Source organism: Serratia sp. AS12 (assembly GCF_000214195.1).
GTDB lineage: Bacteria > Pseudomonadota > Gammaproteobacteria > Enterobacterales > Enterobacteriaceae > Serratia > Serratia plymuthica.
In genome coordinates this window covers 3,240,904-3,266,377 of record NC_015566.1, presented here as the reverse complement: position 1 = coordinate 3,266,377, position 25,474 = coordinate 3,240,904, and the positions used below count along the sequence as shown (strand labels likewise).

Below are 25,474 nucleotides of genomic sequence, written 5' to 3'. Positions count from 1 at the left end.
TGGTGTAGAGGTGAATGATATGGCAGGACTGGCAACCGTCAGCAAATTGGCTGGCGAAACGGTAGGGCAGGAGTTCCTGATTTTTACCTTGGGCAATGAGGAATATGGCATCGATATCCTCAAAGTGCAGGAGATCCGCGGATACGATCAGGTTACGCGCATTGCCAATACGCCGGCCTTTATCAAGGGCGTCACCAACCTGCGTGGCGTGATTGTGCCGATTATCGATCTGCGGGTGAAATTTGCCCAGCAGGACGTGTCCTACGATGAAAACACCGTGGTGATTGTGCTGAACTTTGGCCTGCGGGTGGTGGGTATTGTGGTTGACGGCGTATCCGACGTGCTGTCGCTGACCACCGAACAGATCCGCCCGGCACCGGAGTTCGCCGTGACGCTGGCGACCGAATACCTGACCGGCCTGGGGTCGCTGGGCGATCGCATGCTGATTCTGGTGGATATCGAAAAGCTGCTGAGCAGCGAAGAGATGTCGCTGGTCGACAGCGTGGCGAAAAGCGCCTGATTTACGATGCGACGGGTTCAGCATACGGCAAGGGATCTCCGCCGTATGCTGCGCTCAAAAACGGGTAGCGCCTGATGATGCACTGCCCGACTAATCGATATCCTTCAACCGCAGCACGTATTTTTTCCAGATACGGCTGGTCACCAGCAGGTAGCCGGCAGCGAACAGCGCCGCAACCGTGGCGCTGCGCAAAGGGTTGACCTGCGTCGTTGAGCTCAACAGGCTGCTCAGCAGGTTGGCGACCAAGAGTCCCGCAAATACCCACGCCGCCCGTTTGATTCGTCGATTCTCCATCTCGTCCTCACAAATGCTTTCCGATGATGGCAGAATATTACGCCTGGCAGGCGTACGCGCCAAGCCCTGTGGCGATACGGGGTCAGCGTGCCGAACCCTGCCTATGTACAGCCCTTGATCTCCGCCGTAGGGACGCTGCACGGTGCGCCCAAAACCCCAACCAAAAATAGTTACCTCCTCGCATAAAGTTCTGCCCCGCAGCGCCGATAACTCTGTCAATCAACAGACTTCGGGCCTGTCCGCGCGGGCTTTCAACAAGGGAAAACATGTTTAATCGTATGAAGGTGGTCACCAGCTTGTTGCTGGTACTGGTGTTATTTGGCGCCTTGCAGCTGGTTTCGGGCGGGCTTTTTTTCTCCTCACTAAAGAATGACAAAGAAAACTTTACCGTTTTGCAGACCATTCGCCAGCAGCAGTCCGATTTGAACGAAAGCTGGGTTAACCTGCTGCAGGCTCGCAATACGCTGAACCGCGCCGGGATCCGCTACATGATGGATGCCAATAAGATTGGCAGCGGCGCCAGCGTTACCGAGCTGCTGGCTGGGGCCAAGAACAGCCTGCTGGTGGCGGAACAACATTATGCCGCCTATGACAAAATCCCTCTAAGTCCTCGTCAGGACGCGCAGTCTGCCGAAAAACTCAAACAGCAATACGGTATTTTGCACGGTGCGTTGTCCGAGTTGGTTCAACTGCTGGGCGAAGGCAAGATCAACGCCTTCTTCGACCAACCGACGCAAAGCTATCAGAACGGCTTTGAAGACATCTACAACACCTACCTGGCACAAAACGACAAGCTCTACCAAAGCGCGGTGGAAGACAGCAACAGCTCATTCAGCTTCGCTATCTGGACGCTGGTCGTGGTGTTGGTCGTGGTGCTGGCGGTGATCGTATTGGTGTGGAGCGGTATCCACCACATTCTGGTGCGTCCGCTCAACCGCATGATCGAGCACATCAAAATGATCGCCGCCGGCGATCTGACCCAACCGATCGCCGTGACCAGCCGCAATGAAATGGGGGTGCTGGCCGCCAGCCTCAAACATATGCAGAATGAACTGATCGAGACCGTCAGCGGTGTACGTCAGGGGGCGGACGCCATTTACAGCGGTGCCTCCGAAATTGCCGCCGGCAATAACGATCTCTCTTCCCGTACCGAACAGCAGGCTGCCTCGCTGGAGGAAACCGCCGCCAGCATGGAGCAGTTGACCGCCACGGTGAAACAGAACGCCGAAAACGCCCGTCAGGCCAGCCAACTGGCGCTGAGCGCCTCCGAAACCGCCCAGAAGGGCGGCAAAGTGGTGGCCAACGTGGTGCAGACCATGCACGACATTGCCGGCAGTTCACAGAAAATTGCCGACATTACCGGCGTGATCGACGGTATTGCTTTCCAGACCAATATCCTGGCGCTGAATGCGGCGGTAGAAGCGGCACGCGCCGGCGAACAGGGCCGTGGCTTTGCGGTGGTGGCGGGTGAAGTGCGTAACCTGGCCCAGCGCAGCGCGCAGGCAGCCAAGGAAATCAAGGGTCTGATCGAAGACTCCGTCAGCCGTGTCGATATGGGCTCGGTGCTGGTGGAAAGCGCCGGCGAGACCATGGGCGACATCGTAAACGCGGTCACCCGCGTCACTGACATCATGGGGGAAATCGCCTCGGCCTCCGACGAACAGAGCCGTGGTATCGATCAGGTCGGCCAGGCGGTGGCGGAAATGGACCGCGTCACCCAGCAAAACGCCTCGTTGGTAGAAGAATCCGCTTCTGCGGCGGCGGCTCTGGAAGAGCAAGCCAGCATGCTGACGCAGTCGGTGGCGGTGTTCCGCCTGAAAGCGGAAGGTCAGGACGAATTCAAAATGCCTGCCGGCAAAGCAACCGTTCTTCCGGTACTCAATCATAAAAAAACGAACGCCAGCGATCTGCAGGATAACTGGGAAACGTTCTAACCGACATTGGGCCTCCTCGCAGTTCTGCGGGAGGCTTATTCCCCGTCGTAAGCTGGCCGTCGGCCGGCTGCAAGGAGGTTCACAGTGTTTAACCGAATCCGCGTCTCTACCAGTTTGTTTCTGTTGTTGATGACTTTTTGTGTTATGCAGTTGGCCACCAGCGGCTTGTCGTACACCGCTTTCCGTTCCGATCACCACAATCTGAACCTGATCACGCTCGGCAGCCAGCAGCGCGATGCCCTCAGCCTGAGCTGGGTATCGCTGCTACAGGCCCGCAATACGCTGAACCGCGCCGGTACCCGTTCGGCGCTTAAGCTGCCGCAAGAGCAGGTGAATGCGCTGATGGGCAATGCGCGCAGTTCACTGCAGAAAGCCGATCTCTATTTCAACCAGTTCCTGGCGGTACCGCGTCACAGCGAACAGGAACAGCAACTGACCGAAACCACCCAAGCCAGCTATAACCGGCTGCGCAGCGCGCTGCGTGAGCTGATTGGCTTCCTGGAGAACAACAACCTGCAGGCGTTTATGGACCAGCCGACGCAGAAAACCCAGGACCTGTTCGAGGCCGATTTTGTCCAGTATCTGCAACTGGTGAATGCCAATGTCGATGCGGCCAATGCCGCCAATCAGCAATCCTTCACGTTGTCCGGCTGGCTGGTGGGCGGTGCGGTGCTGATGCTTATCCTGGTAACCGGCTGCGCCCTGTGGTGGCTGCGCAATATGCTGGTGCAACCGCTGAATATCATGCGTCGCCATTTTGACCGCATCGCCGCCGGCGATCTGGCTACGCCGATCCAGGTTTATGGCCGCAATGAAATCAGCCAGCTGTTCGCCAGTCTGCAGCACATGCAGCGTTCGTTGATTGGCACCGTCGGCGCAGTGCGCGATGGCGCAGAATCCATCCTGATTGGCCTGCAGGAAATCTCCGAGGGTAACAACGATCTCTCTTCGCGGACCGAGCAACAGGCCGCCTCGCTGGAGGAGACCGCCGCCAGCATGGAACAGTTGACCGCCACGGTGAAGCAGAATGCCGACAACGCACGCCAGGCCTCGCAACTGGCGCGCGATGCCTCCGCCACGGCAGCCAAGGGCGGCGAAATGGCCGGCGACGTGGTGACCACCATGCAGGATATCGCCAACAGTTCGCAGAAAATTGGCGCCATTACCAGCGTGATCGACGGCATTGCCTTCCAGACCAACATCCTGGCGTTGAACGCGGCGGTAGAAGCGGCGCGTGCCGGTGAACAGGGGCGAGGTTTTGCGGTGGTGGCCGGTGAAGTGCGCAATTTAGCCAGCCGCAGTGCGCAGGCGGCGAAAGAAATCAAAGGGTTGATCGACGAATCGGTCAGCCGCGTGAAACAGGGTTCGGTGCTGGTGGAAAACTCCGGCGCGACCATGCAGGACATCGTGCGCTCGGTCACTCGGGTTACCGACATCATGGGCGAAATCGCTTCGGCGTCCGATGAACAGAGCCGCGGCATCGAGCAGGTCACGCAGGCGGTGACCCAAATGGATCAGGTAACCCAGCAGAACGCCGCGCTGGTGGAGGAAGCCGCCTCGGCGGCGGCCGCACTGGAAGATCAGGCGATAACCCTGGCCGACGCGGTGTCGGTATTCCGCCTGGCGGACGATAACTTCGCCGCGCCGGGCAACAATCAAGACGCAGTTTCACCCGTGGTAAAGGAAGCCTCAGATTGTCAAACCGCATAAGCAGCACGTTTTTTATGAGTGAGAGGGTATGAAACAGGCGCCGTCGACCCCTAACCGGGATCCTGGGTCCTTACTGACGCAGATGGCCCAGCGCCTGCCGCTGTTGGACGTGCATTTTCGGCGTATCAGCCAACTGATTTACCAGCGTGCCGGCATTGTGCTGGCGGAGCACAAGCGCGAGATGGTTTACAACCGCCTGGTGCGCCGGCTGCGGTTGCTGGGATTGAACGATTTCGGCGATTACCTGGCGTTGCTGGAAAGCGATCCGAACAGCGCCGAATGGCAGGCGTTTATCAATGCACTGACCACCAACCTGACGGCATTTTTCCGCGAGGCGCACCACTTCCCGATCCTGGCGGAGCATGCACGCCAGCGGCCCAACGGCTATTGCGTGTGGAGTACGGCGGCATCGACCGGGGAAGAGCCGTATTCGATCGCCATCACCCTGAACGAAGTGCTGGGGCAACGCGCCAACGGCTGCCAGGTATGGGCCAGCGATATCGATACTCAGGTGCTGGAAAAGGCCGAAGCGGGCGTTTACCGCCACGAGGATCTGCGCACCCTGACGCCGGCGCAGATGCAGCGCTATTTTCTGCGCGGCACCGGTCCGCATCAGGGGCTGGTGCGGGTACGGCCGGAGTTGGCGGCGCGGGTGAATTTCCAGTCGCTCAACCTGCTGGCGCCGGAATGGGCGCTGCCAGGGCAGTTTGACGCCATTTTTTGCCGCAATGTCATGATTTATTTCGATAAGGCGACACAGGAGAGCATCCTGCGCCGCTTTGTGCCCTTGCTTAAACCGGGGGGCCTGATGTTTGCCGGCCACTCCGAGAACTTCAGCCAGATCAGCCGGGATTTCTACTTGCGTGGGCAGACCGTGTATGGCCTGACCAAGGAGAGGTAATGAGTAAAATCAGAGTATTGAGCGTAGACGATTCGGCCCTGATGCGGCAGCTGATGACCGAAATTGTGAACAGCCATTCCGATATGGAGATGGTGGCGACCGCGCCGGATCCGCTGGTGGCGCGCGATATGATCAAAAAGTTTAACCCGCAGGTGCTGACGCTGGACGTTGAAATGCCGCGCATGGACGGGCTGGACTTCCTGGAGAAGCTGATGCGCTTACGGCCGATGCCGGTGGTGATGGTGTCGTCGTTGACAGGCCTTGGGTCGGAGATCACCCTGCGTGCGCTGGAACTGGGGGCGGTGGATTTCGTCACCAAACCGCAGCTTGGTATCCGCGAAGGCATGTTGGCTTACAGCGAACTGATCGCCGAGAAAATCCGTACGGCGGCCAAGGCGCGGTTGCCGCAGCGCTCCAACAGCCCGGCGCCGGCGATCCTTAGCCATACGCCGTTGCTGAGCAGCGAGAAGCTGATTGCCATCGGCGCCTCCACCGGTGGTACCGAAGCGATCCGTCAGGTGCTGCAACCGCTGCCGGCTACCAGCCCGGCGCTGTTGATCACCCAGCATATGCCGCCGGGTTTCACCCGATCGTTTGCCGAACGGCTGAACAAACTGTGCCAGATCACGGTGAAAGAGGCCGAGGACGGTGAGCGGGTGCTGCCGGGCCATGCTTATATCGCGCCGGGCGATCGCCATCTGGAACTGTCGCGCAGCGGCGCCAACTATCAGGTGAAGTTGAATGACGGGCCACCGGTCAATCGTCACCGGCCTTCGGTGGACGTACTGTTCCGTTCGGTCGCGCAGTTCGCCGGGCGCAATGCGGTGGGCGTGATCCTGACCGGCATGGGCAATGACGGGGCGATGGGCATGCTGGAAATGCACCGCGCCGGCGCTTATACCCTGGCGCAGAACGAGGCCAGCTGCGTGGTGTTCGGCATGCCGCGCGAGGCTATCGCCACTGGCGGGGTGAGTGAGGTGGTGGAGCTGGATCGCATGAGCCAACGCATGCTGGCGCAGATTGCCGGCGGGCAGGCGCTGCGTATTTGATTTTAATCCCTAAATTATAGGGATCATGGTTAACAGCTGTCGCGAGACGAGTTGTTGTTTGGAAGAGCTTTACCCTATGGATTTCAAGTTGCAGCTAGGCGCCCAGCTCACTCATCCCCAGGAGCTTACTTAAGTAAGTGACTGGGGTGACAAATCTGCCGGGAGCAGATTTGAACGCTGCTTGCAGCGGCCCCGAAGGGGTGTGGCCCATGGACGGGTCACATAACTGAGTGCAGGTAACAACGCTGCAGCTTGAAAGACGACGGGTATGGATAGTTAACACCTTGGGAGTGAACATGGCAGATAAGAGCCTCAGATTTCTGGTGGTAGACGATTTCTCCACTATGCGTCGCATCGTCAGAAATTTGTTGAAAGAGTTGGGCTTTAACAATGTTGAAGAGGCTGAGGACGGCGCGGATGCGCTGAACAAGCTGCGCTCCGGCGGTTTCGATTTCGTGGTATCAGACTGGAACATGCCGAATATGGACGGCCTCGAACTGTTGCAAACCATTCGTGCCGACGGCGCGCTGGCGGCGATGCCGGTGCTGATGGTGACGGCGGAAGCCAAGAAAGAAAACATTATCGCGGCGGCGCAGGCCGGTGCCAGCGGTTACGTGGTGAAACCTTTTACGGCGGCGACGCTGGAAGAAAAGCTCAATAAGATCTTTGAAAAACTGGGCATGTAAGGAGAGGGCGATGAGAGACATTCCAATGCCTGCCAGCGATGCGGCGACTGCGGGAGAGATAATTTCCCGCATTGGTCAACTGACGCGCATGTTGCGCGACAGCATGCGTGAACTGGGGCTAGATCAGGCTATCGCCCAAGCGGCAGAGGCAATCCCGGATGCACGCGATCGGCTTGATTACGTGGTCACCATGACGGCGCAGGCGGCGGAACGGGCGTTGAACTGCGTGGAGGCGGCGCAGCCGCGTCAGGCGGAACTGGAATCAGAGGCCAAAGCGCTGAAAGGGCGCTGGGACGACTGGTTTGCCGACCCGATCGAACTGGCCGACGCGCGCGCGCTGGTCACCGATACCCGCCAGTATCTGGAGCAGGTGCCGGAACATACGGCGTTCACCAACGCCCAGTTGCTGGAAATCATGATGGCGCAGGATTTCCAGGACCTGACCGGTCAGGTGATCAAACGCATGATGGACGTGGTGCAGGAGATCGAAAAGCAGTTGCTGATGGTGTTGATGGAAAATATTCCAGAGCAGCCGGCGAAGGAGAAAAAGCCGAACGACAGCCTGCTCAATGGCCCGCAGCTCGATCAAAACGGCGCTGGCGTTATCGCCAACCAGGCGCAGGTGGATGACCTGCTCGACAGCCTCGGTTTCTGACGTTTTCTGGGGCGCACATTATTGCGCCCCAGATGCCGCATGTGGGCGCAATGCCTGCGCTTCCTTCTCATCCCCCAAATAACCCGCCTTTTCCCCCGTTGTTCCATCAATGAAATCAGCGTTTTTTTGGCATGCTGGCCGCAATTTTATTCCCCCCCGGCACAGGAACCGCGCCCGTGGCTGAAGACAGCGATCTGGAAAAAAGCGAAGCCCCCACGGCCCACAGGGTGGAAAAGGCGCGCGAGGATGGCCAGATCCCGCGTTCGCGTGAGCTGACGTCGGTATTGATGCTGGTCGCGGGGCTGTCGATCATCTGGGTTGCCGGCGGCAGCATGGCGCAGCAACTGGCGGCGATGCTGACCCAGGGGCTGAATTTCGATCATACGATGGTCAGTAATGACAAACAGATGCTGCGCCAACTGGGCATGCTGTTGCGGCAGGCGGTGTGGGCACTGCTGCCAATCATGGCGGGGTTGGTATTGGTGGCTATCACCGCGCCTATGCTGCTGGGCGGCTTGTTGTTAAGCGGTAAATCGCTCAAGTTCGATGTAAAACGGATGAACCCGCTGTCAGGGCTGAAACGAATGTTTTCCAGTCAGGTGCTGGCGGAGCTGCTGAAGGGCCTTTTGAAGGCAACGTTGGTGGGGTGGATCACCGGTTTATACCTGTGGCACCACTGGGCGGAGATGCTGCATCTGGTGACGCAACAGCCGCTCGATGCGCTCGGCAATGCGCTGCGCATGATCATTTTCTGCGGTCTGCTGGTGGTGCTCGGCTTGACGCCGATGGTGGCGTTTGACGTGTTCTACCAACTGTGGAGCCATTTTAAAAAACTGAAAATGACCAAGCAGGACATTCGCGACGAGTTCAAGGATCAGGAGGGCGATCCGCACGTTAAAGGCCGTATCCGCCAGCAGCAGCGCGCTATCGCCCGACGCCGCATGATGGCCGATGTACCGAAGGCCGACGTGATAGTCACCAACCCGACGCATTACGCCGTGGCGTTGCAGTACAACGACCAAAAAATGAGTGCGCCGAAAGTGCTGGCCAAAGGCGCCGGCGAAATTGCGCTGCGCATCCGTGAACTGGGCACGGAACACCGCATTCCGATGCTGGAGGCGCCGCCGCTGGCGCGTGCGCTGTATCGGCACAGTGAGATTGGACAACACATCCCGGCCACCCTGTATGCCGCCGTGGCCGAAGTTCTGGCCTGGGTTTACCAACTGCGACGTTGGCGGCGCGAGGGCGGTCTGATCCCGAAAAAACCTGAACGTTTACCGGTGCCGGAAGCACTGGATTTTGCTGGAGAGAGTAACTCTAATGGCTAATTTGGCCGCCTTGCTTCGTTTGCCGGGCAGTTTTAAAGATACGCAGTGGCAGGTACTGGCCGGGCCGATCCTGATCCTGATGATCCTGTCGATGATGGTGCTGCCGTTGCCGGCATTTATCCTCGATCTGTTGTTCACCTTCAATATTGCCTTGTCGATCATGGTATTGCTGGTAGCGATGTTTACTCAGCGCACGCTGGAATTCGCTGCCTTCCCCACCATATTGCTGTTCTCGACCCTGCTGCGCCTGTCGCTCAACGTGGCATCGACGCGCATCATCCTGATGGAAGGGCATACCGGTTCCGCCGCCGCCGGCCGCGTGGTGGAGGCCTTTGGCCACTTCCTGGTGGGAGGCAACTTCGCCATCGGCATCGTGGTGTTTATCATTTTGGTGCTGATCAACTTTATGGTCATCACCAAGGGCGCCGGGCGTATCGCCGAAGTGGGGGCGCGCTTCGTGCTGGACGGAATGCCCGGCAAGCAGATGGCGATCGACGCCGATCTCAACGCCGGTCTGGTCGGCGAGGAAGAGGCGAAAAAACGCCGTTCAGAGGTAACGCAGGAAGCCGATTTCTACGGCTCGATGGACGGCGCCAGCAAGTTCGTGCGCGGCGATGCGGTCGCCGGGCTGATGATCATGATATTGAACGTGGTCGGCGGCCTGCTGGTCGGTGTGATCCAGCACGGTATGGAGCTGGGTACGGCGGCGGAAACCTACACCCTGCTGACTATCGGTGACGGCCTGGTGGCGCAGATCCCGGCGCTGGTCATTTCGACTGCCGCCGGCGTTATCGTGACTCGCGTGGCGACCGATCAGGACGTGGGCGAACAGATGGTCGGCCAACTGTTCAACAACCCGCGCGTGATGTTGCTCAGTGCCGCAGTGCTCGGCCTGCTGGGTCTGGTGCCGGGGATGCCGAACCTGGTGTTCCTGTTGTTCACCGCAGCCTTGCTGGGGTTGGCCTGGTGGCTGCGGGGGCGCGATCAACAAGCGCCGAAGGTACAGGAGATGCCGCTGGCACAGGATAATCCACAGGCGGTAGAAGCCAGTTGGTCAGACGTACAGCTGGAAGATCCGCTGGGAATGGAGGTGGGCTACCGGTTGATCCCGATGGTGGATTTCCAGCAAAACGGCGAACTGCTCGGGCGGATCCGCAGCATCCGTAAAAAATTCGCCCAGGAGATGGGCTACCTGCCGCCGGTGGTGCATATCCGCGATAACCTCGAGTTGCCGCCCGCCAGCTACCGGATCCTGATGAAGGGCGTGGAAATCGGCAGCGGCGAAGCGCAACCGGGGCGTTGGCTGGCGATTAACCCCGGCAATGCGGTGGGCGAACTGGCGGGGGATAAAACCGTCGATCCGGCCTTTGGGCTGGAAGCGGTATGGATTGACAGTGCGTTGCGCGAACAGGCGCAGATCCAGGGCTTTACCGTGGTGGAGGCCAGCACCGTGGTGGCGACCCATCTCAATCATTTGATTGGCCAGTTTGCCAGCGAACTGTTTGGTCGACAGGAGACCCAGCAGTTGCTGGATCGCGTAGCGCAGGATATACCGAAATTGACCGAAGATTTCGTGCCTGGCGTGGTGTCCCTGACCACGCTGCATAAGGTGTTGCAGAACCTGTTGGCGGAAAGGGTCTCGATCCGCGATATGCGCACCATTATTGAAACGCTGGCGGAACATGCGCCGTCGCAAACCGACCCCTATGAGCTGACCACCGTGGTACGGGTTGCGCTGGGGCGAGCGATCACCCAGCAATGGTTCCCGGGCAACGGCGAAATTCAGGTTATTGGTCTGGACACCCAGCTCGAGCGTCTGTTGCTACAGGCGTTGCAGGGCGGCGGTGGCTTGGAGCCGGGGCTGGCGGACCGTCTGCTGGATCAGGCCAAACAGGCGTTACAACGGCAAGAAATGCTCAGTGCGCCACCGGTGCTGCTGGTAAACCACGCGCTGCGGGCGTTGTTGGCGCGCTTTCTGCGCCGCAGCCTGCCGCAGATGGTGGTGCTGTCTAATCTGGAAATCAACGACGACCGCCAAATCCGCATGACGTCGACCATTGGAGCCGCATAATGAAACACTGTTTGCCGTTGCTCTGCCTGCTGGCGCCGCTTGGTGCGCAGGCGGTGTCGGGATCCTGGGTGGCCGACAGCGTCGGCGCTACGCTGGAATATGGCGGCATACGCGGCGAATCGCCTGGTCTGCGCACGCCTTACGCATTGCCGGACTCGGATGCGCGCATCACCAGCGTCAGTTGGCGCTACCGGTTGCTGGCCGCCGAACCGGCTGGCTTGCAGGTGCAGCTCTGTACGCTGACCCGTTGCATTGCGTTGGGCGGCGGCAGTGGCAGCAGCAACGGGTTGAACGGGGAACCGGCTAATGCCGAATTGCGCTTTGTCTATTACGTGCAGGCGCGCGGCGGATTGAATCCGCCGTTGCGGGTGATTAGCAATCAGGTGATTGTGAATTACCAATAACGGTTTAAGCGAGGATCGCCAGACCGTTGCGATCGACCAGCGAAAGCAGTTTCATCGCGGCGGAGTTGGGAACGGCTTCGCCACGCTCCCATTTTTGCACCGCTTTTTTGCTGACGTTCAGATGCAAGGCAAACACCGGCTGGCTGACGTTTTCGCGCTCGCGCAGGGCGCGGATGTCCGCAGGGGTATATTGTTTGACCGGGTGTAAGCACAGCATGCCGAAGGTGCGCATAGTGCCAGCGTCGACAAATCCGGCCTGATACAGCTCCTGCACTTCTTGGTGGATTTCAGCAAGGATCTTGCTCATAGGTTAGTCTCCTCAACCTCTTGTCATTAACCAACTGATAAAGCCTGAAAGGGGAATAGTCCAGATAGAGCGCGGCAAGGCGTTTTAACCCCAGCAATTCATCACTGGAAATGTTGTCCATTTCATTTTTGGCAAAACCGCGCATGAAAAAAAAATCGATCTCCATCTCGAAAGGCAATCAGCACCCGGTAGCCGCCGCGTTTACCACCACCCGCTCGTGCGACCCGTTTCTTATAAACGCAACTGCCCAAATTGGCATCGTACAGTTGGCTTTGTATTTCTTGCGCAGCCTTGATCACCGTGGCGTCGTTAATGCGTTCATGGGCGGCAAATGCCTGAAACGTTTTGGTGAGATAAATATCGGTCATTCACTCTCCTTGCAAAACTATACCCTTTGAGGGTATAGATCAAGTGGTTTAAAAACCAACACAGAGTGGCGGAGTTGAATGGGAGGGCGAAGGGGGCAATTTTGGGTATGCGCAGTGTTGTGCAAATAAAAACTGCCGTGTAGGCAAGGGGCTGTTCAAAGTGCGAGTGAGTTTGAGCGTAAGAGATGCACCCGACTTTAGGTTGGTCGGGTGAAGTGTCTTTGATTAGACGCCGATTTTACGCCCCAGCAGGCTGCCGCTGCGCGACTGACCATCCGGGCCATAAAGCGATTTGTTGTTCTTGCCGAGGATCGCCAGCGCCTGGGCGTTATGATCAATCTGCTGATTGAGCAACAGGCCGTTATGCTGATTTTTCTCACGTAACTTTTGGCTGAGCAACTGTACTTGCTGCCAGGCGTCGGCCAGACGCGAGTGAGCGGAATAGGGCGCCTGTTGCCTTTGTGCGCGCTCCAGCCCCAGCCGTTGCTGTTCCAGGTAGTTCACCGTAGCCAACAGCTGGCTCTTGACATCGGTAACGCGCTGCAACGCTACGCCCGGCAGTTGGCCGGAGCAGAGTAAATGATGTTCTTCCGTCAGTACCGTATCGAGTGCATTCAGGGTTTCCAGCAAATTATCAAGCAGCTGTGGCAGATTTTCCATTGCGATTCATCACCTTTCAGAGTGTCCCTTGATCTTTCACGCCGCCGCCGTGTGGGCAATGCAGGCCAGGTTGCATCACACGATTATGCCTTCGGCGTTCGACCGCCGTTTGACATCCATTGGGCATCGCTCTGCGCGTCTTGCAGCAGCGCATCGGCAATTTTACCGGCGTCCATTTTCAATTCGCCGCGGCGGATTGCCTGCTTGATAGCGTCCACCCGGTTCATATCAATATCCTGAGTGCCCGGTTGCATCAGGCGCGCCTGCGCGTCGCTCAATTTTACCTGGGTGCCGCTGACGGCGCTTTCCGCCTGAACAGCCTTGCGCGGCTGAAGCTGATTTTCTGCCGGTGTTTCACGCGGCTGCACCGTTGTCACGGGCTGCAGCCGCTGGGTGCGATCGATACTCATGGTCAATCTCCATCAATGCCGCGGCCCGACGGGCAATGGCTGATATTTTTTGCGGCCCTGGCGGCCAGATAATTACTGCTTATGTTTTTCTTATCGGCAGGTTTTTATAAACCTTTACCTTTTTATAACGTAATGCGAATCGTACCGTCATCATCGGCAATACCGCTGACGATTTGCCCGGAGGCCATGCGTACGCGGACGCTGTCCTCGGCGGCGGCGTTGTTCATGGCTTTGCCTGCACCGCTGATGTTAAACCCGGTGCCTTGCGCCGTTACCCGCACCGGCTGACCGGCCTTGACCGCCCAGGCGCGGCGCAGCATGGCGAAGGTCAGCGGCTGCCCGGGGCTGATATTTCGCAGGCTGACCGCACCGACAGCCTTGCCCGCATTGGTCAGGGTGCGTGGTGCCAGGGTGTCGAGCCGGCCGCTTTTCAGCTTCACGTCTGCGGCCGTCAGCCGGCTGCCGGCGCTGATGCTACGCGCCGACACCAGGTAGTTGCCGATCACCTGCACTTGCGTTTGTATAAAACGCCGTTCCTGGCCGCAACGCGCCGAAATGCTGATGTTGCCCCAGAGGCGGGCGTTCGGCGCAAGCGACAACTGCGGAAACTCACACTGCGGCCACTGTGCCGCCGGCGTGCGCACCAGCACCTTAACCTGCACCGGGTTGCCGCTGAATTGGCCGCTGATGAAGCTGTCGATCTGTGCCGCCAGATCGTCGGCCTGTGCGTTCAGACTGCACAGCAGGGCGGCGAACAACAGTATTTTACCTTTCATCTTCGCTTCCTCAAGCGCCATCGGGTGCGGGTAAGTTTACCCGGACTGCGCGCAGGCTAAGCAGACAAATAGCGACGCATTTTGCCCTTATTCCCGCGATAGGCTGGCGGTAGGGACGTTTATGCTGTCGGCTCCAAATTCTAACCTCGCGGAGGGAGCATGATCGACAAACTGGACGCTGCTCTGCGCTTTGGTCAAGAGGCGCTGAATCTGCGCGCCCAGCGGCAAGAAATTTTGGCCGCTAACATCGCCAACGCAGACACACCGGGCTATCAGGCGCGGGATATCGATTTCGCCGGCCAGTTGAACAAGGTTCTGGCACAGGGCCGCGTCAGCGGCAGCGGCATCGCGCTGAATATGACGTCTGCACGCCACATTCCTGCGCAAAACATGCAGCCGCCGCAGCTCGATTTACTGTTCCGCGTGCCGGATCAGCCAGCGATGGACGGCAATACGGTGGACATGGATCGCGAACGTACCCACTTCGCCGATAACAGCCTGAAGTATCAGACCGACCTGACGCTGATCAACGGTCAGATCAAAGGGATGATGTCAGTGTTACAACAAGGATAAGGCGCATGTCGCTACTGAATATTTTCGATATCTCCGGTTCGGCGCTGTCCGCCCAGTCGCAGCGCATGAACGTCAGCGCCAGCAACATGGCTAATGCAGACAGTGTCACAGGCCCGGATGGCGAACCCTATCGCGCCAAACAGGTCGTGTTTGAAGTGGCCGCAGCCGCCGGGCAACCCACCGGCGGGGTGCGCGTATCTCAGGTGGTCGACGATCCGGCGCCGGAACGCCTGGTGTATCAACCGGGTAATCCGCTGGCGGATGGCAAAGGGTATGTGCGCATGCCGAACGTGGATGTGGTGAGCGAGATGGTCAATACCATCTCTGCCTCGCGCAGCTACCAGGCCAACGTCGAGGTGCTCAACACCACCAAGTCGATGATGATGAAAACCCTGACGCTGGGTCAGTAACCGGAGCTTTGCATGGCTATTGCCGCAACCACCAATGAATCGCTGGATAACACCGTCACCGGCGTCAACGCCAAAAGCAACACCGGCCAGGATCTGCAGAACAACTTCCTGACGCTGTTGGTGGCGCAGTTGAAAAACCAGGATCCGACCAACCCGATGCAGAACAATGAACTGACCACGCAACTGGCGCAGATCAACACCGTTCAGGGCATCGAAAAACTCAATACCACGCTGGGGTCGATCTCCGGCCAGATCAACAGCAATCAGTCATTGCAGGCAACTGCGCTGATTGGTCACGGCGTGATGATACCCGGCAGCAACATTCTGGTCGGCAGTAAAGACGGCAAGGTCAGCACCACGCCGTTTGGCCTCGAACTGGAGCGCGCCGCCGATACGGTAACCGCCACCATCACCGACGCCACCGGCAAAGCGGTGCGCACCATTGATATCGGCGGCCTGACCGCCGGCGTGCACTCATTTACCTGGGACGGTTCACTGACAGATGGCACCACCGCCCCCGACGGCGCCTACACCGTGGCGATCAACGCCAAGGGCAATGGCGAACAGCTGGTGGCGCGCAGCCTGCATTTTGGCATGGTCAATGGCGTTATCCGCGGTTCAGACGGCACTAAGCTGGATCTGGGCCTGGCGGGCAGCGCGACGCTGGAAGACGTTCGGCAGATTTTATAACTCTATCATTTGTTTCTCAGGCGTTATCGGACGATAGCCTGCACATTATTCGGAGAATGACATGGCCTTTTCTCAGGCAGTAAGCGGCTTGAACGCAGCAGCAACCAACCTGGACGTGATCGGTAACAATATCGCGAACTCCGCCACGTCCGGTTTTAAATCAGGCACCGTTTCCTTTGCCGACATGTTCGCCGGCTCGCAGGTCGGGTTGGGCGTCAAGGTGGCGGGGATCACTCAGAACTTCAAGGGCGGCACCACGACCGGCACCAGCCGCGCACTCGACGTCGCCATTTCCGACAACGGTTTCTTCCGCCTGCAGGACAAGGACGGCGGCATTTTCTACAGCCGCAACGGCCAGTTCAAGCTGGATGAAAACCGTAACCTGACCAATATGCAGGGCCTGCAATTGACCGGTTTCCCGGCGGCCGGTTCACCGCCGACCATTCAACAGGGCGCCAACCCGGTGCCGTTGAGCATTCCGGAAGGGATGATGACCGCCAAGTCCACCACCTCGGGCACCATGGTCGCCAACCTGAAGTCCACCCATAAGGTCCCGGATAACAAGACGTTCGATCCCGCCAAGCAGGATTCCTACAACTACGTCAACTCGATTACCGCCTATGATTCGCTGGGCAATGTGCACAATATCAATGCCTACTTTGTGAAGACCTCCGACAACAACTGGCAGGTGTACACCCAGGAAGGCAACATCCCCGGCTCCCCGGTGACGGATGCCGGTACGATGGCGTTCGATACCAGCGGCAACCTGGTCAGCACCACCAGCAAGCAGGGCACCACCGGCGCATTCAGCATGCTGATCCCGATGTCTGCCACCAACGGCGCCCCGGCGCAGAACTTCAGCCTGAGCTTTGCCAAGAGCATGCAGCAAAGCGTCAGCAGCGACTCGGTCAGTAAGGTGTCGCAGGACGGGTATACCGCCGGTGAGTACACCAACTTCCAGATCAATAACGACGGTAGCGTCGTAGGGGTCTATTCCAACCAGCAAACCCAATTGCTGGGCCAAATCGTATTGACCAACTTCTCCAATCCGGAAGGCTTGTCCTCACAGGGCGATAACGTGTGGCAGGAAACCGGCGCGTCCGGCCAACCGCGCGTAGGGCTGGCGGGCAGCGGCGGTTTCGGCAAGCTGACCAGCGGTGCGCTGGAAGCCTCCAACGTCGATCTGAGCCAGGAGCTGGTGAACATGATCGTCGCACAGCGTAACTACCAGTCGAACGCTCAGACCATCAAAACGCAGGACTCCATCCTGCAGACGCTGGTCAGCCTGCGCTAATAGGATTGATTTATGGATCACGCGATTTATACCGCGATGGGCGCAGCGCGACAGACGCTGGAGCAGCAGTCTGTCACCGCCAACAATCTGGCCAACGCATCGACTCCGGGCTTTCGCGCTCAACTTTCGGCGCTGCGTGCCGTGCCGGTGGACGGGCCTAGCCTGCCGACGCGTACGCTGGTCGCCGCGTCGACGCCGGGGGCCGACATGAGCCAGGGGGCGCTGAACTACACCGCGCGCCCGCTGGACGTCGCGCTGCAGCAGGACGGTTTTCTGGCGGTAAGCCTGCCGGATGGCGGCGAAGCCTACACTCGCAACGGCAATCTTCAGATTTCCTCCACCGGGCAGTTGACGGTGCAGGGCAGGCCGGTAATGGGCGATGGCGGGCCGATCGAAGTGCCGCCGTCGGCAGAGATCACCATCGCCGCCGACGGCACCATCTCGGCGCTGAACGCCGGCGACCCGCCGAACACCATCGCCCAGATAGGGCGGTTGAAACTGGTGAAGGCCAATGCGCGTGAAGTGATGCGCGGCGACGACGGACTGTTCCGCCTGACGCCGGAAACCCAGCAGCAACGCGGCAATCAGTTGCAAAACGATCCGCTGGTGCGGGTGATGCCGGGTGTGCTGGAGGGCAGCAACGTCAAGCCGATGGAAACCATGGTCGACATGATTGCCAACGCCCGTCGCTTTGAAATGCAGATGAAGGTCATCCACAGCGTGGATGAAAATGAACAGCGCGCCAACTCGTTGTTATCACTGAGTTAAGCAGCAAGGAAATAACCCATGATCCCCTCTTTATGGATTGCCAAAACCGGTCTGGATGCGCAGCAGACCAATATGGACGTGATCGCCAACAACCTGGCGAACGTCAGCACCAACGGCTTCAAACGCCAGCGTGCGGTATTTGAAGATCTGCTGTACCAGACCATGCGTCAGCCTGGCGCGCAGTCCTCCGAGCAGACGACCTTGCCGTCGGGCCTGCAGATCGGTACTGGCGTGCGCCCGGTGGCGACCGAGCGCCTGCACAGCCAGGGCAACCTGTCGCAGACCAACAACAGCAAAGACGTGGCGATTAAAGGCCAGGGCTTCTTCCAGGTGATGTTGCCGGACGGCAGCCAGGCCTACACCCGCGACGGCTCTTTCCAGATCGACCAGAACGGCCAACTGGTGACCGCCAGCGGTTTTCAGGTACAGCCGGCGATCACCATTCCGGCCAACGCCCTGAGCATTACCGTCGGCCGTGACGGCATCGTCAGCGTCACTCAGCAGGGGCAGACCGCCGCCCAACAGGTGGGTCAGTTGACCCTGACCACCTTTATCAATGACAGCGGCCTGGAAAGCGTGGGCGAGAATCTGTACCAGGAAACCGAGAGTTCCGGCGCGCCGAACGAAAGCACGCCAGGGCTGAACGGCGCGGGCCTGCTTTATCAGGGCTACGTGGAAACCTCTAATGTCAACGTGGCTGAAGAGCTGGTCAACATGATCCAGACCCAGCGCGCCTACGAGATCAACAGCAAAGCAGTATCGACGTCCGATCAGATGCTGCAAAAACTGACGCAACTGTAATTGACGGGCGCCGCCGGTGCGCCCGTCACCCTATTTCGTGAAACAAAGGCGAGACCCGTGGTAACCACATATCTGATGGCAAACGCGCCGCAGCAAGGAAAGCGCTGGCTGGCGGCGATGGCGATGCTGACGCTGAGCGGCTGCGCCTATATTCCGCATAAACCCCTGGTTGATGGCGCTACCACGGCGCAGCCGGCGCCGGCGGGCGCTCCGGTACCGAACGGATCGATTTTCCAGACGGTGCAGCCGATGAACTACGGCTATCAGCCGCTGTTTGAAGACCGCCGGCCGCGCAATATCGGCGATACCCTGACCATCGTGCTGCAGGAAAACGTCAGCGCCAGCAAAAGTTCCTCCGCCAACGCCAGCCGCAATGGGGCGAGCAAGTTCGGCGTCGCCACGTCGCCGCGTTATCTCGACGGCCTGCTGGGCAACGCGCGCGCCGATATGGATATCTCCGGCGACAGCACCTTTGGCGGCAAGGGCGGGGCCAACGCCAACAATACCTTCAGCGGTACCATTACCGTCACGGTCAATCAGGTACTGGTCAACGGCAACCTGCACGTGGTGGGTGAAAAACAGATCGCCATCAACCAGGGCACCGAATTTATCCGTTTCTCCGGGGTGGTCAACCCGCGCACCATCAGCGGCAGTAACTCGGTCACCTCCACCCAGGTGGCGGATGCGCGCATTGAATACGTCGGCAACGGCTATATCAACGAAGCGCAGACCATGGGGTGGTTGCAACGCTTCTTCTTAAATGTCTCCCCGTTTTGAGTACAGGCTATTTTACTTGTCATTTTGCGGTTGGGCAGTGCTCGGCGCCGTCACGTACTGCGTGTACGCTCCGCCGCCTGTGCGCTGTCCGCCCCCAAACTGCCTGCGACAATAACGCCTTGTGGGTAAGGCGAATGAGGTTCCAATGTTAAAGAAATTTCTAATGGCGCTGGTGATTTGTGCGCTGAGCCTGCCGGCGACGGCGGAACGCATCCGCGATCTGGTGACGGTGCAGGGAGTGCGTGACAACGCCCTGATCGGTTACGGGTTGGTGGTGGGGCTGGACGGTTCCGGCGATCAGACCATGCAGACGCCGTTCACCACCCAAAGCCTGAGCAATATGCTGTCGCAGTTGGGCATTACCGTACCGCCGGGCACCAATATGCAGTTGAAAAACGTAGCGGCGGTCATGGTCACCGCCAAGCTGCCGCCGTTCTCGCGCACCGGGCAGAACATTGACGTGGTGGTGTCCTCGATGGGCAACGCCAAAAGCTTGCGCGGCGGTACTTTGCTGATGACGCCGCTGAAAGGCGTGGATAACCAGGTTTACGCGCTGGCGCAGGGCAACGTGCTGGTGGGCGGCGCAGGCGCGGCGTCCGGCGGCAGCAGCGTGCAGGTCAATCAGCTGGCGGGTGGGCGCATCAGCAACGGTGCGACTATCGAGCGTGAGTTGCCGACCACCTTCGGCAACGGCGGGGTGATTAACCTGCAACTGAATAGCGAAGACTTCACGCTGGCGCAGCAGATCAGTGACGCCATCAACCGCCAGCGCGGCGGCGGCACCGCCTCACCGCTGGATGCCCGCACCATTCAGGTATTGGTACCACAGGGCAACAGCTCGCAGGTGCGTTTCCTGGCGGAAATTCAAAACATCAACGTCAGCGTCGGGGCAATTGACGCCAAGGTGATCATCAATTCACGCACCGGATCGGTGGTGATGAACCGCGACGTGATCCTGGATTCCTGTGCGGTGGCGCAGGGCAACCTGTCGGTGGTGGTCGATCGGCAAAATACCGTCAGCCAGCCGAACACGCCGTTTGGCGGCGGGCAAACCGTGGTGACGCCAAATACCCAGATTTCGGTGCAGCAGCAGGGCGGTTCGCTGCAGAAGGTGAACGCCAGCGCCAGCCTGAACAACGTGATCCGCGCGCTCAACGCACTGGGTGCCACGCCGATCGATTTGATGTCGATCCTGCAGGCGATGCAAAGCGCCGGCTGTCTGCGTGCCAAGCTGGAAATTATCTGATGGCCGGCGATCTGATGGCGATGTCGGGCGCCGCCTATGACGCCCAGGCGCTGAACGGCCTGAAACGCGACGCAGCGGCCGATCCGCAGGGCAACCTGAAGCAGGTGGCACAACAGGTTGAAGGCATGTTCGTGCAGATGATGCTGAAAAGCATGCGCGCCGCGCTGCCGCAGGATGGGGTGCTGAGCAGCGATCAATCGCGGCTATATACCTCGATGTATGACCAGCAGATCGCTCAGCAGATGTCGCAGAAGGGGCTGGGGCTTGCCGATATGATGGTGAAACAGATGGCCAATGCCAACGCCGTTCCGAGCGAAACGGCGGGGATGTCGCCGATGGCGTTAGACAACGAAGTGCTGCAAACGCTGCCGAATCAGGCGCTGGATCAGATTCTCCGCCGTGCGGTGCCGAAAGCGCCGGTGGCCGCGCCGCTGTCGCTCAACAGCGGCAACTTTGTCGCCCGTTTGTCGATCCCGGCACGCGTCGCCAGCCAGCAGAGCGGCATTCCGCATCAGCTGATTGTGGCGCAGGCGGCACTGGAATCCGGCTGGGGTCAACGCGAGATCCCGACCGCCGACGGCTCGCCGAGTTACAACCTGTTCGGCATCAAGGCGGGCGGCAGCTGGGACGGCCCGGTGACCGAGATCACTACCACCGAGTTTGAACAGGGGGCGGCGAAGAAGATCAAGGCGAGGTTCCGGGTTTATGGCTCTTACGTCGAGGCGATTGCCGACTACGTCAAACTGCTGACCCATAATCCGCGCTACGCCGACGTAGCCGCTGCCCGCAGCCCGGAGCAGGCGGCTCATGCGCTGCAACAGGCCGGTTACGCCACCGATCCGCAATACGCCAACAAGTTGGTCAGCGTGATCCAGCAGATGAAAAACGCCGGCGAGCAGGTGGTGAAAGCTTATACCTACGACCTGAAGGATCTGTTCTAAATCCCCTTCATTCTTGACGCTGTAGCGGCGTTGGCTGTGCAAGCGTACCCCGGTCACTGGGTTGACCAAGCTCCCGGGGATCCCTTTGCTTGCCGCCTGGCTACAACGCCAATTATTTGGGGGGACTTCAGTAAATGAAAAACAAAAGAGCCAGATCGGCTATTTCACACCTTAAGTTTCCCCCGTTTTTGCCGATAACAGAGACAGGCTGGGCGAACGGCTCGGCAGATTCATTGACTCCTGTGGGCCACCGGCGCCGCAGTAAAAGGAACTTCTATGTCCAATAGCTTAATCAATACCGCCATGAGCGGGCTGAATGCGGCGCAGGTGGCGCTCAGCACCGTCAGTAACAACATATCCAACTACAACGTGGCGGGCTACAACCGTCAGACGGCGATCCTGGCGCAAAACGGCGGCATGAGCACTATGAGCGGCTTTATTGGCAACGGCGTCACCGTCACCAGCGTCAACCGGGAATATAACCAGTTCATCACCAGCCAGTTGCGCGGTGCGCAGAGCCAGGCCGGGGCGCAGAACGCCTATTTCGAAAAAATCTCGCAGATTGATAACCTGTTGGCCAGCAAGACCAACACCTTGTCGACCAACATGCAGGACTTCTTCAGCAACCTGCAAAATCTGGTCAGCAACGCCGGTGATGACGCCGCGCGCCAGACGGTGCTGGGCAAGGCCAATGGCCTGGTCAATCAGTTCAACAATACCGACAAATACCTGCGCGACATGGACAGCGGCGTGAATCAGCAGCTCAGCGACAGCGCGCAGCAGATCAACAGCTACAGCCAGCAGCTTGCCAAACTGAACGAAGAGATCACCCGTTTGCGCGGCAGCGGCGGCGAGCCCAATGCGCTGCTGGACCAGCGCGATCAGCTGGTTACCGACCTGAACAAAGTGGTTGGCGTCCAGGTGACTCAGCAGGACGGCGATGCCTACACCGTCTCTTTCGCCAACGGCCTGACGCTGGTGCAGGGCAACAATGCTTACCAGGTCGCGGCGGTGCCCACCAGCGGCGATCCTTCCCGTCTGACGATGGGGTATGACCGCGGCAACGGCGCCAGCGAAATACCGGAAGGCCAAATCACCGGCGGCAGCGTCAGCGGCGTGTTGAAATTCCGCAGCGAATCGCTGGACAGCGCCCGCAATCAACTGGGGCAACTCGCGTTGGCGATGGCAGACAACTTTAACCAACAGCACCGCGCCGGGTTCGATCTTAACGGCGATGCCGGCACGGATTTCTTCAGCTTTGGCGGCGCCCGCGCAGTGGACAACAGCCGCAATACCGGCGATGCCGCGCTGTCGGTGTCCTACACCGACACCAGCAAGGTGAAGGCCAATGATTACCGGGTGGAATTTGACGGCAGCAACTGGCAGGTGAGCCGCCTGCCGGATAACGTCAAAGTTAACGCCACGGCGGGCACTGACGCCGCCGGCAACCCGACGTTGAGTTTTGACGGCCTGAAAGTCGGCATTGACGGCACTGCGCAAAAGAATGACAGCTTTACCGTCAAGCCGGTCAGCGACGTGGCGGGCAGCCTGAAGGTCGCCATCACCGATTCCGCCAACATCGCTGCCGCAGGCAAAGATGACAGCGGCCGTGGCGACAATGAAAACGCCAAGAAGCTGCTTGATCTGCAAACCCAAAAATTGGTCGATGGCAAGGCCACTTTCAGCGGCGCTTACGCCAGCCTGGTCAGCAGCGTCGGCAATCAGACCGCGTCCGCCAAGGTGAGCGCCACCTCGCAGGGCAACATCGTCAAGCAGTTGGAAAACCAACAGCAGTCGATTTCGGGCGTCAACCTGGACGAAGAATACGGCGAGCTGTTGCGCTTCCAGCAATATTATATGGCGAACTCGAAGGTGATTCAGACCGCCAGCACGCTGTTCGATACGCTGCTGAATATTCGTTGATTTTCATTTTAACCGGAGCCCTGGCGGCTCCGGCCGCTGATTTTGAGGAACCCGCACCATGCGCATGAGCACCAGCATGATGTACCAGCAGAACATGACCGGCATTACCGGTAATCAGTCGTTGTTTATGAAGGCGGCAGAACAGCTTTCTACCGGCAAAAAAGTCAGTAACCCGTCCGACGATCCGCTGGCGGCGTCGCAGGCGGTGATGCTGGCCCAGTCCCAGTCGGAAAACACCCAATATGCGCTGGCGCGTACCTTTGCCCGCCAGAGCGTGTCGATGGAAGAGACGGTGCTGTCCGGGGCGACCAGCACCATTTCGGACATGAAAGCGCTGATCGTCAATGCCGGCGGCACCAAAAGCGACAACGACCGCGATTCGCTGGCTACCCAGTTGCAGGGGTTGAAAGACCAATTGCTTAACCAGGCCAACAGTACCGACGGCAATGGCCGCTTTATGTTTGGCGGCTTTGAGAATGACAAGCCGCCGTTTGCGAACAACAGCGGTTCGGTCAGCTATGTGGGTGGCAATACGCCGGTCGAGCAGAAAGTGGATGCCAATCGCACCATGACGGTCGGCCATACCGGCGATACGGTATTCATGTCGCTGACCAGCAACCCCAAGCCGGAGCCGGACGGCAGCGCATCGGTGTCCAACGTGTTTGAAAGCATCGATATCGCGCTGAAAGCGTTGAAAACCCCGCTCGACGGGGCGGACGACGCCACCAAACAGCAAGTGAACGACGCGATGGCCAAGGCCAATCGCGGGCTGGACAACTCCTATAACAAGGTGCTCAGCGTGCGCGCCGAGTTGGGCAACCAACTGCAGGAAATGGATACGCTGGACAGTATTGGCAAGGATCGCGACATGATCAACCAAACGCAAATGAGTGCGTTGGTGGATGCCGATCTGACCGAGTCGATTTCCAGCTACTTCATGCAGCAGGCGGCCTTGCAGGCATCGTACAAGACCTTTGGTGATATGCAGGGGATGTCGCTGTTCCAAATGAACCGCTAATTCCCGTCGTCTTTCAAGCCGCAGCGTTGTTGCCTGCACTAACCCACCCCAGTCACTTACTTAAGTAAGCTCCTGGGGATGAGTTAGCTGGGCGCCTAGCTGCAACTCGAAATCCATAGGGTAATAACAAACACTCGTCGTGGATATATGGCGGGTACCTGGTTGGGTGTGCTTAGAGGACGTTATCGCTGTAACACAGCGGTGGGGAACTCTTGAAACCGGGCGCACTTTTTGGCACGTCACTCTTTCTCCCACAATAGGCTTGAGTGACGTGCCTTTTTTTTCTCCGCCATTCTCTTTCTATTTACGCTAATCGTTAGCGGAAGGGCACACCGCGATCGCGGCCGGCGTCTTTATTGCATTGACCGCCTATGTTGACAAAGGCTGAGGCCGCTGCAGTGCCAATCGCACTGCTGTTACGGCTGGCCAGGGCGCCGGCCATGGCAATGGCGCCGGTCACCACCGCGCCGGTACAAGGATCCTGAAATAGCCCATAGTCTTTCGCCGCCCAATTAGGCTGGAAGCCGTTCGCCTGCGCGCCGTAGGAGCTTGGGCCATAGTCGCGATCCCGGTCGCCGCCGTTATTGCCGTCACCGGCGCCGCCAATCCGTTGCATTTCTTCTCTGGTCAGTTCTCTCAGCATAGGTCGATCTCCTGTTAACGCGACTTAGCGTTATTTTTAGGGTTGTTATTTTCGATTTGAGGTTTGCGGCTCTCATTTAGCAGCCACCGTATTGGCTTATAGAGGCACTCGGCCAACTTCAATGAGCCAAATAAGGTAAACGGGATGATGACAAAACTATCGACACCAGGCGGCAGAGAAAATAAACCCCAGGAAAAACCCAGCGTGTTTAAAATAGTGCTCATGATCAAAATGGCGATGCCGCTGATGAATAAATCACTCAGCTGAAATTTTATCTTCATATTTACACCGATTATATTTTAGTGAGGCTTGCAGCG

The 25,474-nt window shown here is 58.8% G+C and carries 30 protein-coding genes; 21 read left to right on the top strand and 9 right to left on the bottom strand.

The window, feature by feature from the left end; all coding sequences use genetic code 11:
* Positions 1 to 19: 19 nt before the first annotated feature.
* The gene (cheW, locus tag SERAS12_RS15330; protein ID WP_004946138.1) at positions 20 to 520 is read left to right on the top strand and encodes a chemotaxis protein CheW; all 501 of its coding nucleotides are present in this window, start codon (positions 20 to 22) and stop codon (positions 518 to 520) included.
* Positions 521 to 610: 90 nt separating this feature from the next.
* On the opposite strand, the gene SERAS12_RS15325 is transcribed toward cheW, so the two are convergent.
* Entirely contained in the window at positions 611 to 814 is a 204-nt protein-coding gene (locus tag SERAS12_RS15325) for a hypothetical protein (RefSeq protein ID WP_013813509.1), read from the bottom strand.
* 266 nt (positions 815 to 1,080) lie between these two features.
* Here SERAS12_RS15325 and tsr point away from each other — a divergent pair, with 266 nt between their 5' ends.
* The 9 genes from tsr to SERAS12_RS15280 all read left to right on the top strand — a co-directional run bounded on the left by tsr (position 1,081) and on the right by SERAS12_RS15280 (position 11,552).
* Positions 1,081 to 2,748, top strand: coding sequence for a methyl-accepting chemotaxis protein (gene tsr / locus SERAS12_RS15320; protein ID WP_013813508.1), 1,668 nt, complete (start codon positions 1,081 to 1,083; stop codon positions 2,746 to 2,748).
* A gap of 84 nt (positions 2,749 to 2,832) precedes the next feature.
* Positions 2,833 to 4,458: a methyl-accepting chemotaxis protein gene (locus SERAS12_RS15315; protein ID WP_013813507.1), complete on the top strand. Its 1,626-nt coding sequence runs from the start codon at positions 2,833 to 2,835 to the stop codon at positions 4,456 to 4,458.
* 28 nt (positions 4,459 to 4,486) lie between these two features.
* A complete protein-coding gene (cheR, locus tag SERAS12_RS15310; RefSeq protein WP_013813506.1) occupies positions 4,487 to 5,359 on the top strand; it encodes a protein-glutamate O-methyltransferase CheR in 873 nt (290 codons plus the stop codon).
* Positions 5,359 to 6,408, top strand: a complete 1,050-nt coding sequence (locus tag SERAS12_RS15305) for a chemotaxis response regulator protein-glutamate methylesterase (protein WP_013813505.1) — start codon at positions 5,359 to 5,361, stop codon at positions 6,406 to 6,408. Before cheR ends, SERAS12_RS15305 begins: the two co-directional genes overlap by 1 nt.
* Positions 6,409 to 6,704: 296 nt before the next feature.
* On the top strand, positions 6,705 to 7,094 hold the full coding sequence (gene cheY / locus SERAS12_RS15300; RefSeq protein ID WP_013813504.1) for a chemotaxis response regulator CheY: 390 nt from the start codon (positions 6,705 to 6,707) through the stop codon (positions 7,092 to 7,094).
* A 10-nt stretch (positions 7,095 to 7,104) separates the two neighbouring features.
* On the top strand, positions 7,105 to 7,749 hold the full coding sequence (cheZ, locus tag SERAS12_RS15295; protein WP_006326140.1) for a protein phosphatase CheZ: 645 nt from the start codon (positions 7,105 to 7,107) through the stop codon (positions 7,747 to 7,749).
* A 176-nt stretch (positions 7,750 to 7,925) separates the two neighbouring features.
* Complete coding sequence (gene flhB, locus SERAS12_RS15290) at positions 7,926 to 9,077, top strand: flagellar biosynthesis protein FlhB (RefSeq protein ID WP_013813503.1); 1,152 nt, start codon at positions 7,926 to 7,928, stop codon at positions 9,075 to 9,077.
* A complete protein-coding gene (gene flhA, locus SERAS12_RS15285; protein WP_013813502.1) occupies positions 9,070 to 11,148 on the top strand; it encodes a flagellar biosynthesis protein FlhA in 2,079 nt (692 codons plus the stop codon). The genes flhB and flhA overlap by 8 nt, the downstream gene beginning before the upstream one ends.
* A complete protein-coding gene (locus tag SERAS12_RS15280; protein WP_013813501.1) occupies positions 11,148 to 11,552 on the top strand; it encodes a flagellar protein FlhE in 405 nt (134 codons plus the stop codon). Before flhA ends, SERAS12_RS15280 begins: the two co-directional genes overlap by 1 nt.
* A gap of 4 nt (positions 11,553 to 11,556) precedes the next feature.
* Here SERAS12_RS15280 and SERAS12_RS15275 read toward each other — a convergent pair whose 3' ends face one another.
* The 6 genes from SERAS12_RS15275 to flgA all read right to left on the bottom strand — a co-directional run bounded on the left by SERAS12_RS15275 (position 11,557) and on the right by flgA (position 14,073).
* A complete protein-coding gene (locus SERAS12_RS15275) occupies positions 11,557 to 11,859 on the bottom strand; it encodes a DNA-binding transcriptional regulator (RefSeq protein ID WP_013813500.1) in 303 nt (100 codons plus the stop codon).
* Positions 11,840 to 11,980, bottom strand: a complete 141-nt coding sequence (locus SERAS12_RS25720; protein WP_254304260.1) for a hypothetical protein — start codon at positions 11,978 to 11,980, stop codon at positions 11,840 to 11,842. The genes SERAS12_RS15275 and SERAS12_RS25720 overlap by 20 nt, the downstream gene beginning before the upstream one ends.
* A 1-nt stretch (position 11,981) precedes the next feature.
* Positions 11,982 to 12,227, bottom strand: a complete 246-nt coding sequence (locus SERAS12_RS15270) for a type II toxin-antitoxin system RelE/ParE family toxin (RefSeq protein WP_013813498.1) — start codon at positions 12,225 to 12,227, stop codon at positions 11,982 to 11,984.
* Between the two features lie 225 nt (positions 12,228 to 12,452).
* A complete protein-coding gene (locus SERAS12_RS15265; RefSeq protein WP_013813497.1) occupies positions 12,453 to 12,887 on the bottom strand; it encodes a flagella synthesis protein FlgN in 435 nt (144 codons plus the stop codon).
* A gap of 83 nt (positions 12,888 to 12,970) precedes the next feature.
* Positions 12,971 to 13,297, bottom strand: a complete 327-nt coding sequence (flgM, locus tag SERAS12_RS15260; RefSeq protein WP_013813496.1) for a flagellar biosynthesis anti-sigma factor FlgM — start codon at positions 13,295 to 13,297, stop codon at positions 12,971 to 12,973.
* A gap of 122 nt (positions 13,298 to 13,419) precedes the next feature.
* Positions 13,420 to 14,073 (bottom strand): flagellar basal body P-ring formation chaperone FlgA, encoded by a 654-nt coding sequence (gene flgA, locus SERAS12_RS15255; protein ID WP_013813495.1) that lies wholly within the window; start codon positions 14,071 to 14,073, stop codon positions 13,420 to 13,422.
* 159 nt (positions 14,074 to 14,232) lie between these two features.
* Here flgA and flgB point away from each other — a divergent pair, with 159 nt between their 5' ends.
* From flgB to flgL, 11 genes are all read left to right on the top strand, one after another.
* On the top strand, positions 14,233 to 14,646 hold the full coding sequence (gene flgB, locus SERAS12_RS15250) for a flagellar basal body rod protein FlgB (protein ID WP_013813494.1): 414 nt from the start codon (positions 14,233 to 14,235) through the stop codon (positions 14,644 to 14,646).
* A 5-nt stretch (positions 14,647 to 14,651) separates the two neighbouring features.
* Positions 14,652 to 15,056, top strand: a complete 405-nt coding sequence (gene flgC, locus SERAS12_RS15245) for a flagellar basal body rod protein FlgC (protein ID WP_004946094.1) — start codon at positions 14,652 to 14,654, stop codon at positions 15,054 to 15,056.
* Positions 15,057 to 15,068: 12 nt separating this feature from the next.
* Complete coding sequence (flgD, locus tag SERAS12_RS15240; protein WP_013813493.1) at positions 15,069 to 15,746, top strand: flagellar hook assembly protein FlgD; 678 nt, start codon at positions 15,069 to 15,071, stop codon at positions 15,744 to 15,746.
* 61 nt (positions 15,747 to 15,807) lie between these two features.
* A complete protein-coding gene (gene flgE / locus SERAS12_RS15235; RefSeq protein ID WP_013813492.1) occupies positions 15,808 to 17,040 on the top strand; it encodes a flagellar hook protein FlgE in 1,233 nt (410 codons plus the stop codon).
* Positions 17,041 to 17,052: 12 nt separating this feature from the next.
* Positions 17,053 to 17,808, top strand: coding sequence for a flagellar basal body rod protein FlgF (locus SERAS12_RS15230; RefSeq protein ID WP_013813491.1), 756 nt, complete (start codon positions 17,053 to 17,055; stop codon positions 17,806 to 17,808).
* A gap of 18 nt (positions 17,809 to 17,826) precedes the next feature.
* Positions 17,827 to 18,609 carry a flagellar basal-body rod protein FlgG gene (gene flgG, locus SERAS12_RS15225; RefSeq protein ID WP_004946081.1) on the top strand — a complete coding sequence of 261 codons (783 nt, stop codon included), beginning with the start codon at positions 17,827 to 17,829 and terminating at the stop codon, positions 18,607 to 18,609.
* 75 nt (positions 18,610 to 18,684) lie between these two features.
* Positions 18,685 to 19,386 (top strand): flagellar basal body L-ring protein FlgH, encoded by a 702-nt coding sequence (gene flgH / locus SERAS12_RS15220; RefSeq protein ID WP_004946079.1) that lies wholly within the window; start codon positions 18,685 to 18,687, stop codon positions 19,384 to 19,386.
* 145 nt (positions 19,387 to 19,531) lie between these two features.
* Entirely contained in the window at positions 19,532 to 20,632 is a 1,101-nt protein-coding gene (locus SERAS12_RS15215; RefSeq protein ID WP_013813489.1) for a flagellar basal body P-ring protein FlgI, read from the top strand.
* The gene (gene flgJ / locus SERAS12_RS15210) at positions 20,632 to 21,573 is read left to right on the top strand and encodes a flagellar assembly peptidoglycan hydrolase FlgJ (RefSeq protein ID WP_013813488.1); all 942 of its coding nucleotides are present in this window, start codon (positions 20,632 to 20,634) and stop codon (positions 21,571 to 21,573) included. Before SERAS12_RS15215 ends, flgJ begins: the two co-directional genes overlap by 1 nt.
* Before the next feature lie 276 nt (positions 21,574 to 21,849).
* Positions 21,850 to 23,496 (top strand): flagellar hook-associated protein FlgK, encoded by a 1,647-nt coding sequence (gene flgK / locus SERAS12_RS15205; RefSeq protein WP_013813487.1) that lies wholly within the window; start codon positions 21,850 to 21,852, stop codon positions 23,494 to 23,496.
* 58 nt (positions 23,497 to 23,554) lie between these two features.
* The gene (flgL, locus tag SERAS12_RS15200) at positions 23,555 to 24,514 is read left to right on the top strand and encodes a flagellar hook-associated protein FlgL (protein WP_013813486.1); all 960 of its coding nucleotides are present in this window, start codon (positions 23,555 to 23,557) and stop codon (positions 24,512 to 24,514) included.
* Between the two features lie 316 nt (positions 24,515 to 24,830).
* On the opposite strand, the gene SERAS12_RS15195 is transcribed toward flgL, so the two are convergent.
* The gene (locus SERAS12_RS15195; RefSeq protein WP_013813485.1) at positions 24,831 to 25,157 is read right to left on the bottom strand and encodes a hypothetical protein; all 327 of its coding nucleotides are present in this window, start codon (positions 25,155 to 25,157) and stop codon (positions 24,831 to 24,833) included.
* Between the two features lie 14 nt (positions 25,158 to 25,171).
* Positions 25,172 to 25,438 (bottom strand): hypothetical protein, encoded by a 267-nt coding sequence (locus SERAS12_RS15190; RefSeq protein WP_013813484.1) that lies wholly within the window; start codon positions 25,436 to 25,438, stop codon positions 25,172 to 25,174.
* Between the last annotated feature and the right edge of the window lie 36 nt (positions 25,439 to 25,474).

Coding starts and splice junctions, on each gene's coding strand:
- cheW (WP_004946138.1), top strand. CDS start 20: ATGGCAGGACTGGCAACCGTCAGCAAATTGGCTGGCGAAACGGTAGGG.
- SERAS12_RS15325 (WP_013813509.1), bottom strand. CDS start 814: ATGGAGAATCGACGAATCAAACGGGCGGCGTGGGTATTTGCGGGACTC.
- tsr (WP_013813508.1), top strand. CDS start 1,081: ATGTTTAATCGTATGAAGGTGGTCACCAGCTTGTTGCTGGTACTGGTG.
- cheR (WP_013813506.1), top strand. CDS start 4,487: ATGAAACAGGCGCCGTCGACCCCTAACCGGGATCCTGGGTCCTTACTG.
- SERAS12_RS15305 (WP_013813505.1), top strand. CDS start 5,359: ATGAGTAAAATCAGAGTATTGAGCGTAGACGATTCGGCCCTGATGCGG.
- cheY (WP_013813504.1), top strand. CDS start 6,705: ATGGCAGATAAGAGCCTCAGATTTCTGGTGGTAGACGATTTCTCCACT.
- cheZ (WP_006326140.1), top strand. CDS start 7,105: ATGAGAGACATTCCAATGCCTGCCAGCGATGCGGCGACTGCGGGAGAG.
- flhA (WP_013813502.1), top strand. CDS start 9,070: ATGGCTAATTTGGCCGCCTTGCTTCGTTTGCCGGGCAGTTTTAAAGAT.
- SERAS12_RS15280 (WP_013813501.1), top strand. CDS start 11,148: ATGAAACACTGTTTGCCGTTGCTCTGCCTGCTGGCGCCGCTTGGTGCG.
- SERAS12_RS15275 (WP_013813500.1), bottom strand. CDS start 11,859: ATGAGCAAGATCCTTGCTGAAATCCACCAAGAAGTGCAGGAGCTGTAT.
- SERAS12_RS25720 (WP_254304260.1), bottom strand. CDS start 11,980: ATGGACAACATTTCCAGTGATGAATTGCTGGGGTTAAAACGCCTTGCC.
- SERAS12_RS15270 (WP_013813498.1), bottom strand. CDS start 12,227: ATGACCGATATTTATCTCACCAAAACGTTTCAGGCATTTGCCGCCCAT.
- SERAS12_RS15265 (WP_013813497.1), bottom strand. CDS start 12,887: ATGGAAAATCTGCCACAGCTGCTTGATAATTTGCTGGAAACCCTGAAT.
- flgM (WP_013813496.1), bottom strand. CDS start 13,297: ATGAGTATCGATCGCACCCAGCGGCTGCAGCCCGTGACAACGGTGCAG.
- flgA (WP_013813495.1), bottom strand. CDS start 14,073: ATGAAAGGTAAAATACTGTTGTTCGCCGCCCTGCTGTGCAGTCTGAAC.
- flgB (WP_013813494.1), top strand. CDS start 14,233: ATGATCGACAAACTGGACGCTGCTCTGCGCTTTGGTCAAGAGGCGCTG.
- flgC (WP_004946094.1), top strand. CDS start 14,652: ATGTCGCTACTGAATATTTTCGATATCTCCGGTTCGGCGCTGTCCGCC.
- flgD (WP_013813493.1), top strand. CDS start 15,069: ATGGCTATTGCCGCAACCACCAATGAATCGCTGGATAACACCGTCACC.
- flgE (WP_013813492.1), top strand. CDS start 15,808: ATGGCCTTTTCTCAGGCAGTAAGCGGCTTGAACGCAGCAGCAACCAAC.
- SERAS12_RS15230 (WP_013813491.1), top strand. CDS start 17,053: ATGGATCACGCGATTTATACCGCGATGGGCGCAGCGCGACAGACGCTG.
- flgG (WP_004946081.1), top strand. CDS start 17,827: ATGATCCCCTCTTTATGGATTGCCAAAACCGGTCTGGATGCGCAGCAG.
- flgH (WP_004946079.1), top strand. CDS start 18,685: ATGGCAAACGCGCCGCAGCAAGGAAAGCGCTGGCTGGCGGCGATGGCG.
- SERAS12_RS15215 (WP_013813489.1), top strand. CDS start 19,532: ATGTTAAAGAAATTTCTAATGGCGCTGGTGATTTGTGCGCTGAGCCTG.
- flgJ (WP_013813488.1), top strand. CDS start 20,632: ATGGCCGGCGATCTGATGGCGATGTCGGGCGCCGCCTATGACGCCCAG.
- flgK (WP_013813487.1), top strand. CDS start 21,850: ATGTCCAATAGCTTAATCAATACCGCCATGAGCGGGCTGAATGCGGCG.
- flgL (WP_013813486.1), top strand. CDS start 23,555: ATGCGCATGAGCACCAGCATGATGTACCAGCAGAACATGACCGGCATT.
- SERAS12_RS15195 (WP_013813485.1), bottom strand. CDS start 25,157: ATGCTGAGAGAACTGACCAGAGAAGAAATGCAACGGATTGGCGGCGCC.
- SERAS12_RS15190 (WP_013813484.1), bottom strand. CDS start 25,438: ATGAAGATAAAATTTCAGCTGAGTGATTTATTCATCAGCGGCATCGCC.